The organism is Pseudomonas fuscovaginae SE-1 (assembly GCF_000364705.1).
GTDB classification, from domain to species: Bacteria; Pseudomonadota; Gammaproteobacteria; order Pseudomonadales; family Pseudomonadaceae; genus Aquipseudomonas; species Aquipseudomonas fuscovaginae_A.
Genome location: NZ_AQOH01000133.1, coordinates 1 through 10107 on the forward strand (window position 1 = coordinate 1; position 10107 = coordinate 10107).

Annotated in this window: 10 protein-coding genes and 1 tRNA gene; 10 read left to right on the forward strand and 1 reads right to left on the reverse strand. The window is 57.7% G+C overall.

Annotated features, from left to right (window positions below):
• Window positions 1–73: 73 nt before the first annotated feature.
• The 10 genes from thrS (at window position 74) to K675_RS30765 (ending at window position 8335) form a co-directional block, all read left to right on the forward strand.
• On the forward strand, window positions 74–1996 hold the full coding sequence (thrS, locus tag K675_RS0113700) for a threonine--tRNA ligase (protein ID WP_017904085.1): 1923 nt from the start codon (window positions 74–76) through the stop codon (window positions 1994–1996).
• Window positions 1996–2547: a translation initiation factor IF-3 gene (infC, locus tag K675_RS0113705; protein ID WP_186676118.1), complete on the forward strand. Its 552-nt coding sequence runs from the start codon at window positions 1996–1998 to the stop codon at window positions 2545–2547. Before thrS ends, infC begins: the two co-directional genes overlap by 1 nt.
• A gap of 60 nt (window positions 2548–2607) precedes the next feature.
• Window positions 2608–2802 carry a 50S ribosomal protein L35 gene (gene rpmI / locus K675_RS0113710; protein WP_002553160.1) on the forward strand — a complete coding sequence of 65 codons (195 nt, stop codon included), beginning with the start codon at window positions 2608–2610 and terminating at the stop codon, window positions 2800–2802.
• A gap of 28 nt (window positions 2803–2830) precedes the next feature.
• On the forward strand, window positions 2831–3187 hold the full coding sequence (gene rplT / locus K675_RS0113715) for a 50S ribosomal protein L20 (RefSeq protein WP_010443727.1): 357 nt from the start codon (window positions 2831–2833) through the stop codon (window positions 3185–3187).
• A gap of 109 nt (window positions 3188–3296) precedes the next feature.
• Window positions 3297–4313, forward strand: a complete 1017-nt coding sequence (gene pheS / locus K675_RS0113720; RefSeq protein WP_017904087.1) for a phenylalanine--tRNA ligase subunit alpha — start codon at window positions 3297–3299, stop codon at window positions 4311–4313.
• Between the two features lie 27 nt (window positions 4314–4340).
• Window positions 4341–6722 (forward strand): phenylalanine--tRNA ligase subunit beta, encoded by a 2382-nt coding sequence (pheT, locus tag K675_RS0113725; protein ID WP_017904088.1) that lies wholly within the window; start codon window positions 4341–4343, stop codon window positions 6720–6722.
• A 3-nt stretch (window positions 6723–6725) separates the two neighbouring features.
• On the forward strand, window positions 6726–7028 hold the full coding sequence (gene ihfA, locus K675_RS0113730; RefSeq protein ID WP_002553164.1) for an integration host factor subunit alpha: 303 nt from the start codon (window positions 6726–6728) through the stop codon (window positions 7026–7028).
• Window positions 7009–7365: a MerR family transcriptional regulator gene (locus K675_RS0113735; protein WP_010443730.1), complete on the forward strand. Its 357-nt coding sequence runs from the start codon at window positions 7009–7011 to the stop codon at window positions 7363–7365. Before ihfA ends, K675_RS0113735 begins: the two co-directional genes overlap by 20 nt.
• 89 nt (window positions 7366–7454) lie before the next feature.
• Window positions 7455–7531, forward strand: a tRNA-Pro gene (locus K675_RS0113740).
• A gap of 159 nt (window positions 7532–7690) precedes the next feature.
• On the forward strand, window positions 7691–8335 hold the full coding sequence (locus K675_RS30765; RefSeq protein WP_037006485.1) for a hypothetical protein: 645 nt from the start codon (window positions 7691–7693) through the stop codon (window positions 8333–8335).
• Between the two features lie 138 nt (window positions 8336–8473).
• On the opposite strand, the gene K675_RS33005 is transcribed toward K675_RS30765, so the two are convergent.
• Window positions 8474–9979, reverse strand: coding sequence for a hypothetical protein (locus K675_RS33005; protein ID WP_157383939.1), 1506 nt, complete (start codon window positions 9977–9979; stop codon window positions 8474–8476).
• Window positions 9980–10107 lie beyond the last annotated feature (128 nt).

Genomic DNA, 10107 nt, shown 5'->3' on the forward strand with positions numbered 1-10107 from the left:
CGGATCGCGTACTGGCTGCTCATCCCAACCCACGTGACCTTTGGTAGGGGTCACCACTAGGAGAGGAGGCGCCATGCCCATCATTACTCTTCCCGACGGCAGTCAACGTCCGTTCGATCACCCGGTTTCCGTCGCCGAAGTCGCCGCTTCCATCGGCGCCGGCCTGGCCAAGGCCACCGTGGCCGGCAAGGTCGACGGCAAGCTGGTCGATGCCTGCGACCTGATCGAAGCCGATGCCAAACTGCAAATCATCACGCCCAAGGATGAAGAGGGGCTGGAGATCATTCGTCACTCTTGCGCCCACCTGGTTGGCCACGCGGTCAAGCAGCTGTATCCGACCGCCAAGATGGTGATCGGTCCGGTCATCGACGAAGGTTTCTACTACGACATCGCCTACGAGCGTCCTTTCACCCCGGACGACCTGGCGGCGATCGAAGAGCGCATGCACCAGCTGATCGACAAGGACTACGACGTGATCAAGAAGGTCACGCCGCGCGCCGAGGTCATCGAAGTGTTCACCCAGCGCGGTGAGGACTACAAGCTGCGCCTGGTCGAGGACATGCCGAACGAAACGGCAATGGGCCTGTACTACCACGAAGAATACGTCGACATGTGCCGCGGTCCGCACGTGCCGAACACCCGTTTCCTCAAGTCGTTCAAGCTGACCAAGCTGTCCGGCGCCTACTGGCGCGGCGATGCGAAGAACGAGCAGCTGCAGCGCGTCTACGGCACTGCCTGGGCGGACAAGAAGCAGCTGGCGGCCTACATCCAGCGCATCGAGGAAGCGGAAAAGCGCGACCACCGCAAGATCGGCAAGCGCCTGGGCCTGTTCCACACCCAGGAAGAAGCGCCGGGCATGGTGTTCTGGCACCCGAACGGCTGGACCCTGTACCAGGTGCTCGAGCAGTACATGCGCAAGGTGCAGCGTGACAACGGCTACCTGGAGATCAAGACCCCGCAAGTGGTCGATCGCTCCCTGTGGGAGAAATCCGGGCACTGGGCCAACTACGCCGAAAACATGTTCACCACCGAGTCGGAAAGCCGCGACTACGCCATCAAGCCGATGAACTGCCCCTGCCACGTGCAGGTGTTCAACCAGGGCCTGAAGAGCTACCGCGAGCTGCCGATGCGCCTGGCCGAGTTCGGTGCCTGCCACCGTAACGAGCCATCGGGTGCGCTGCACGGCATCATGCGCGTGCGTGGCTTCACCCAGGACGACGCGCACATCTTCTGCACCGAAGACCAGATGCAGACCGAGTCCGCCGCCTTCATCAAGCTGACCATGGACGTCTACGCCGACTTCGGCTTCAAGGACATCCAGATGAAGCTGTCCACCCGCCCTGAAAAGCGCGTGGGTTCCGACGAACTGTGGGACCGTGCCGAAAGCGCGCTGGCCGCCGCACTCGACAGCGCCGGCCTGCCGTACGACCTGCAGCCGGGCGAGGGTGCCTTCTACGGGCCGAAGATCGAATTCTCGCTCAAGGACTGCCTGGGCCGTGTCTGGCAGTGCGGTACCCTGCAGCTGGACTTCAACCTGCCGATCCGTCTCGGTGCCGAGTACGTGTCGGAAGACAACAGCCGCAAGCATCCGGTGATGCTGCACCGCGCGATCCTGGGTTCCTTCGAGCGTTTCGTCGGAATTCTGATCGAGCACTACGAAGGTGCATTCCCGGCCTGGCTGGCGCCAACCCAGGCGGTGATCATGAATATCACCGACAAGCAGGCCGATTTTGCCCTCGAGGTGGAAAAATCTCTGGCCGAAAGCGGATTCCGTGCCAAGTCCGACTTGAGAAATGAGAAAATCGGCTTTAAAATCCGCGAGCATACCTTGCTCAAGGTTCCCTATCTTTTGGTTATCGGAGACAGGGAAGTCGAAACGCAAACTGTCGCTGTGCGTACCCGTGAAGGTGCTGACCTGGGCTCCATGCCCGTCGCCCAGTTCACGGCGCTCCTCGCGCAAGCGGTTTCCCGGCGTGGTCGCCAAGATTCGGAGTAATTATTATTAAGCGTGATATGAGACAAGATAAACGAGCTGCACCGAAAGCGCCGATCAACGAGAATATCTCGGCACGCGAGGTTCGGTTAATTGGCGCTGATGGCGAGCAGATTGGCATCGTCTCGATTGATGAAGCGCTTCGAATTGCCGAAGAAGCCAAACTGGACCTGGTGGAAATCTCCGCTGACGCCCAGCCACCCGTCTGCCGGGTGATGGACTACGGCAAGTCGATCTTCGAAAAGAAGAAGCAAATTGCTGCTGCGAAGAAAAACCAGAAGCAAGTGCAGGTTAAAGAAATCAAGTTTCGTCCAGGGACGGAGGAAGGGGATTACCAGGTAAAACTACGCAACCTGGTACGTTTCCTGAGTGACGGGGACAGGGCCAAGGTATCCTTGCGATTCCGCGGCCGTGAGATGGCCCACCAGGAGCTGGGGATGGATCTGCTCAAGCGGGTTGAAGCTGACCTGCAGGAATACGGATCGGTCGAACAGCATCCTAAGATGGAAGGACGCCAGCTGATCATGGTCATCGCCCCGAAAAAGAAGAAGTAATCAACAGGGCACGGCAGGCCTTCTGATTATGTTTATCAACTGAATGCGGAGTATCCGAACATGCCAAAGATGAAAACCAAAAGCGGTGCTGCCAAGCGGTTTCTGAAAACTGCTAACGGCATCAAGCACAAGCACGCTTTCAAGAGCCACATCCTGACCAAAATGTCGACCAAGCGTAAGCGTCAACTGCGCGGTAGCAGCTTGCTGCATCCGTCTGACGTGGCAAAAGTCGAGCGCATGCTGCGCCTTCGTTAATTTTAGTCAAGAATAGAGGAAGTAACTCATGGCTCGTGTAAAGCGTGGCGTCATTGCCCGTAAGCGTCACAAGAAAATTCTGAAACTTGCTAAAGGCTACTACGGCGCACGCTCGCGCGTATTCCGTGTTGCCAAGCAAGCGGTAATCAAGGCAGGCCAATACGCCTACCGTGACCGTCGTCAGAAAAAACGTCAGTTCCGCGCTCTGTGGATCGCTCGTATCAACGCTGGTGCGCGTATCAACGGTCTGTCCTACAGCCGTTTCATCGCTGGCCTGAAAAAAGCGTCGATCGAAATCGACCGTAAGGTTCTGGCTGATCTGGCAGTGAACGAAAAAGCGGCGTTTGCTGCGATTGTCGAGAAAGCTAAAGCCGTTCTGGCCTAAGTCCCCCGACAATCACCGGGGCCTGCCTTCGCAGGCCTTGGTGTTAAACGTCAGTAAATAGGGGAAGAGCCTTCAGGCTCTTCCCCTATTTCGTATCTGGAGTCTGTACATGGAAAACCTGGACGCACTGGTCTCTCAAGCACTTGAGGCTGTGCAAAGCGCTGAAGACATCAATGCCCTGGAGCAAATCCGGGTTCACTACCTTGGCAAGAAGGGTGAGCTGACTCAGGTGATGAAGACCCTGGGGAGCCTGCCGGCAGAAGAGCGTCCGCAAGTCGGCGCCCTGATCAACGTCGCCAAGGAGCGTGTCACCGAGGTGCTCAATGCGCGCAAGGCGTCGTTCGAGGAAGCGGAGCTGTCCGCCAAACTCGCCGCCGAGTCCATTGACGTGACCCTGCCTGGCCGTGGCCAGACCTCCGGTGGTCTGCACCCGGTCACCCGGACTCTGGAACGCGTCGAACAATTCTTTACCCACATCGGCTACGGCATCGCCGAAGGTCCCGAAGTGGAAGACGATTACCACAACTTCGAGGCGCTCAACATCCCAGGCCACCATCCGGCCCGGTCGATGCACGACACCTTCTATTTCAATGCGAACATGCTGCTGCGCACCCACACCTCGCCGGTCCAGGTCCGCACCATGGAATCGCAGAAGCCGCCGATCCGCATCGTCTGCCCAGGCCGTGTGTATCGCAGCGACTCCGATATCACCCACTCGCCGATGTTCCACCAGGTCGAAGGCCTGCTGGTTGATCGCGACATTAACTTCGCCGACCTCAAGGGCACCATCGAGGAATTCCTCCGCGTGTTCTTCGAGAAGGAACTGGCGGTGCGTTTCCGTCCGTCCTACTTTCCCTTCACCGAGCCCTCGGCTGAAGTCGACATGGAATGCGTGATGTGCAGCGGCAAAGGCTGCCGCGTGTGCAAGCAGACCGGCTGGCTGGAAGTGATGGGCTGCGGCATGGTGCACCCGAACGTGCTGCGCATGTCCGGCATCGACCCGGAAGAGTTCCAGGGCTTTGCCTTCGGCATGGGCGTTGAGCGTCTGGCCATGCTGCGTTATGGCGTGAACGACTTGCGTCTGTTCTTCGACAACGACTTGCGGTTCCTCGCGCAATTTCGCTAGTCGTCACGAATCTATTGGGAGAACAGGATGAAATTCAGTGAACAATGGCTGCGTGGCTGGGTAAGCCCGCAGGTAAGCCGCGACGAGCTGGTCGCTCGTCTGTCGATGGCGGGTCTGGAGGTCGACAGCGTGACCCCGGCCGCCGGCGAATTCAGCGGCGTGGTGGTCGGTGAAGTACTGAGCACCGAGCAGCACCCGGACGCCGACAAGCTGCGCGTCTGCCAGGTCAGCAATGGTACCGAGACCTTCCAGGTCGTCTGCGGCGCGCCGAACGTGCGCCCGGGTCTGAAAGTGCCGTTCGCCATGATTGGTGCCCAGCTGCCAGGCGACTTCAAGATCAAGAAGGCCAAGCTGCGCGGTGTCGAATCCAACGGCATGCTCTGCTCGCAGGCCGAACTGCAGATCGGTGAAGGCAACGACGGCCTGTTCGAACTGGCCGCCGATGCGCCGGTCGGCGACGACATCCGTGCCTACCTGAGCCTGGACGACGCCAGTATCGAGGTCGATCTGACCCCGAACCGCGGCGACTGCCTGTCCCTGGCGGGTCTCGCTCGTGAAGTCGGCGCGCTGTACGCCGCTGACGTCGCCCGCCCAGCCGTGCCTGCCGTCGCTGCCGTGCACGACGAAGTGCGTCCGGTTGAAGTCTTGGCGCCGGCCGCCTGCCCGCGTTACCTGGGCCGGGTGATCCGTAACGTCGACCTGTCCAAGCCGACTCCGCTGTGGATGGTCGAGCGCCTGCGTCGTTCCGACGTACGCAGCATCGACGCTGCCGTCGACATCACCAACTACGTGATGATCGAGCTGGGCCAGCCACTGCACGCCTTCGACCTCGCCGAAATCAACGGCGGCATCCGCGTGCGCATGGCCGAAGAAGGCGAGAAGCTGGTATTGCTCGACGGTCAGGAAGTCACCCTGCGTAGCGATACCCTGGTGATTGCCGACCACAACCGCGCCCTGGCGATCGCCGGCGTGATGGGTGGCGAGCACAGCGGTGTGAACACCGCGACCACACGCGACATCTTCCTGGAAAGCGCGTTCTTCGATCAGATCGCGGTCGCGGGCAAGGCTCGTTCCTATGGCCTGCACACCGACGCTTCGCACCGCTACGAGCGTGGCGTGGACTGGCAACTGGCCCGTGAAGCCATGGAGCGTGCCACTGGCCTGCTGCTGGAAATCACCGGCGGTGAAGCCGGCCCGATCATCGAGACCGTCAGCGAAGCGCACCTGCCCTCCGTGGCACCGGTGACCCTGCGCGCCGAACGCGTCACCCAGATGCTCGGCATGGAAATGGACTCGGCTGAAGTCGAGCGCCTGCTGACTGGCCTGGGCCTGGGCGTCACCGCCAGCGGGGCAGGGCAGTGGACCGTCGAAGTGCCAAGCCATCGCTTCGACATCAGCCTGGAAGTCGACCTGATCGAAGAGCTGGCGCGCCTGTACGGCTACAACCGCCTGCCGGTTCGCTACCCGCAAGCCCGCCTGGCACCAAAGGCCAAGGCTGAAGCCCGTAGTGCGCTGCCTGAGCTGCGTCGCCTGCTGGTGGCGCGTGGCTACCAGGAAGCGATCACCTACAGCTTCATCGATCCGAAGCAGTTCGAGCTGTTCAGCCCAGGCGTCGAGCCGCTGCTGCTGGCCAACCCGATCTCCAACGACATGGCGGCCATGCGCTCGTCGCTGTGGCCGGGTCTGGTCAAGGTGCTGCAGCACAACCTCAACCGTCAGCAGGACCGCGTTCGCCTGTTCGAAAGCGGCCTGCGTTTTGTCGGTCAGTTGGAAGGCCTGAAGCAAGAGCCGATGCTGGCCGGTGTGGTCTGCGGCAGCCGTCTGCCGGAAGGCTGGGCACACGGTCGCGATGCGGTCGACTTCTTCGACGTCAAGGCGGACGTGGAAGCGATCCTGGGCGCTGCCGGTGCACTGGGTGAGTTCAGCTTCGTGCCGGGCCAACACCCTGCGCTGCATCCGGGCCAGACCGCACGCATCGAGCGTGACGGCAAGCTGGTCGGCTTCCTCGGCGCGATCCACCCGGAACTGTCCAAGACCCTGGGCCTGGATCGTCCGGTGTTCGTCTTCGAGCTGGTCCTGGCTGAAGTGGCGGCGGGCAAGATGCCGGCATTCAGCGAGCTGTCGCGCTTCCCTGAAGTGCGTCGTGACCTGGCCCTGCTGGCGGACAAAGGCGTGGCATCCAGCGCGGTCCTGGAGGTGATTCGTGAAAATGCAGGCGCATGGCTGACAGACCTCAGGCTTTTTGACGTCTATGAGGGTAAAGGCATTGATCCTCATAGAAAAAGCCTGGCCGTTGGCTTGACCTGGCAGCATCCATCGCGCACTCTTAATGACGATGAGGTGAACTCCGCAACGCAAAATATCCTCACCTCGCTTGAAACCAGGTTGAACGCCACGTTAAGGAAGTGACGTATGGGGGCTCTGACGAAAGCTGAAATGGCGGAACGTCTCTACGAGGAGTTGGGTCTTAACAAGCGCGAGGCCAAGGAATTGGTCGAGCTGTTCTTTGAAGAGATCCGCCACGCACTCGAGGACAACGAGCAGGTCAAATTGTCGGGTTTCGGCAACTTTGATTTGCGCGACAAACGCCAGCGGCCTGGCCGCAATCCAAAAACGGGAGAGGAAATCCCGATCACGGCGCGCCGTGTGGTCACCTTTCGTCCAGGGCAGAAACTGAAAGCCCGAGTTGAGGCCTATGCTGGAACCAAGTCATAACGACGAGCTCCCGCCGATCCCAGGCAAACGCTACTTCACCATTGGTGAAGTCAGCGAGCTGTGCGCGGTAAAACCGCACGTGCTGCGCTACTGGGAGCAGGAATTCCCTCAACTCAACCCCTCCAAGCGGGGCGGCAACCGCCGGTATTACCAGCGCCACGACGTGCTGATGATCCGCCAGATCCGCGCCTTGCTGTACGACCAGGGCTTCACCATCGGCGGGGCGCGCCAGCGCCTCTCCAGTGACGACGCCAAGGAAGAGAACATCCAGTACAAGCAACTGATCCACCAGATGATCGCTGAGCTGGAGGATGTGCTGGTGGTGCTCAAGAAGTAAATTTTTTGGAAATAATACTTCCAAAATTCAAAAGGTTAGGTTACATTCCTAATCGCTTTCAGAGGTTTGAAAGCACAGCTACTCAGTGTCGGGGCGTAGCGCAGCCCGGTAGCGCACTTGCATGGGGTGCAAGGGGTCGAGTGTTCGAATCACTCCGTCCCGACCAATATTTTTAGTGATGAGGCCCAATCTGAAAAGGTTGGGCTTTTTCATGTCTGTGTGTTTTTCAAATCCGCTGATTTGAAGCGGTTGTAGAGGGATCTACGTACGTTGCCTGTCTGGTACGGCTTCCTGCCGCCAGCGCTATTTGTATGGGGGCGATCTAATGTCCCTGAAGCAAGTTCCCCTGTATGCCTGCTTGGCATGGCTCACGGCCTGTTCTGCTCGACCTTGGGTGCCATATGTTGAGCCGGCACCAGGTACTGATATCGCTCAGCTTCGCGTGGTCACCAATGGTGTGGTTCGGGGTGGTGTGTACGACGGTTGTGTCGGGAATGAGCAGGGGCTGGCCAAGGCGGGGCGGTTTGGTGAAAACCGTCAGCCGGCGATCAACTATCCGCAATCGCCTCTGGTACCGCCCAAGTTGGACATGCCTGCGCGTTTTGCTCCGAAGCTGAGCGACTATCTTGGCGTGACGAGTATGGCTGAGGGGCTTTATTCGGAAATAGTGGCTGAATACCGGGTGCCGGCGGGCAAGCCGTTTGTGCTGTCACGGGAAGTACTGCAGGCGGGCAGCTATGGCAGCACCTACATGCAGTGTCCGGAGCAGGCCCAGGTTTTCACCTTTGAGAAAGGGAAGAGCTATGAGGCCTATATGGGTATCAGTAGTGTCACTGCCAGAGATGGTACAAACCAGGTGAAATGCCCGTTTGCGGTGTATGAGTTGGTGAGCGTTGGGAAGCAGGGGGTGTCGCTTCCTAGGCTAATTTTTGGCAAGGAACCGTCGATGCAGAAGTATTCGGCTCGCTGATTGCTCTTGCTGAAGACATTTTTCTGTCTGTGTAGTAATTGTTAGGAATAGATAAAGCTATCCTCGGCAACCTATAATGAAAAAGCCACCTTCGGGTGGCGATTTCGCTTGGGTAGTAACAGCAAGGGGCGACTATTTTTACCAACGCTCCGGTTCTATATAGAGATCTACTGATAGCTCGGGGAAACGGAACTCAAATTTCTTTTCACTTGCTTCATAAAACTTTGCTTCTTGATCAAACACAAGTCGAGGAATTTTCAATAGTACATCGCCTTCACGTAAATCATTGAGAACATTAAGAATCTCCGGCCAGCCTAGCCAGGAAGCGCGTGGGTCTTGATCCTTTTCCCCAGTAAAGCGTGCAGCATATCGAGCAACAACATATAGGACTGGCGGGGTGTTCGAGGCTTTGACGTTAAATCCAAATACCTTACATAGCTCGGCGGAAGTACGCCCATCGACCCAGGAGATAACTCGTTCTATCCATTCGTTGGCTTTAGAAATATTTCGTCTACGACTTTCTCGTTCGGGTAGGGAAAGCCCAAATACATCGTGCCACTTTAGTTGCACCAGTGCCAAGGTTCCTGTTTTTCTGTCAATGATTATGGCGTCAACATCCGTCAGTTTTGATCCGTCTACTCGCCGCAGTTGGATCCCGTGTTGAGGTACTAGAAAGTCGGGCTCCGGAAATGCCCCCGCTAGGTCAGAGCGGAATATTTCTTCTCTTCGATCAACGCCTTGGTCCCAGTCGGATTGGTAGGTAGTGCGTAGATGGCGGAACAGGGTGAAATATGGATTCGTTAAGGCTCCGAAGCATGGGAGTAAAACGTGATCTCTGCCGAGATCTACATAGAAGGGGCAAGGCGTCTCGTTTACTTTTTCCCAATCACCGACATTTTCACTCTCTAGCGTAAGCGCTTGCATGGTTGGTGAAACACGATTTGCTGCAAGCCCTGCCTCTCTCCAAACTTCATCCACGTCATCTCTTCTTGCGTATAAGGTCAGTACGTTCGGTGCGGCGATTTTTGGCCACTTTTTCTGTAGTAAGCCGACGAAATCGATATGACATAAGACACGGCCCAGCGCTTGGTCGCAAGCGTGTTTCCATTCGCCGAATGTCCTGTCTCCGATTTTTATGTCGTCTGGAAGCGCCTCTGCCTCTAGATAGCGTTTTCCATAGAGTTGGGCTTTTCTGTAGTAGGCAGACACGATCTCTTGGTCATTTGCGTAACGGATAAACCACCCATCGGGAGAGTCGACGTAGGATTTCATACGCTTATGTAGTCGTTGCCAGCGAAGCTCATTGAGATCCTCGCTGGGGCTCGGAGGTTGTATGCGTTTGTTCCTAGCCTTGATTGCCTGTTGTAGGGCCAGCTCGGGACCGCTCAATGGCACTCTGATGGTCACATGGTTGGGTTGCGGGAACGCTGTTGTCGCCAGCGCGTTGTGTTCCAGGGCTGCCATTCTCGATAAATGAGTAAGTTGCCCGCAGGCCCTTAAGTAGGAGGTCGCAAACTTAGATGCTCCGCGGTGCATCGGTGACCAAGGAACTCCTCTTGTCTGTTTAACCAGTTTCGAGAGAAATGGCTGTAATGCTGCAGCCGTGCCTAATGACATAATTCGATAGCTTTCCTGGCTCTCCATACCCTGTCGGTGGAGCACGGCGGATGTATCAAGTGTTCGGACTATAGCAATAACTGCCTCTTTTTCGTGCCCGCTCCACATATTTGTCAACGCCAACCCAAAAATGACCCCTTTACCTCATTTTTCGC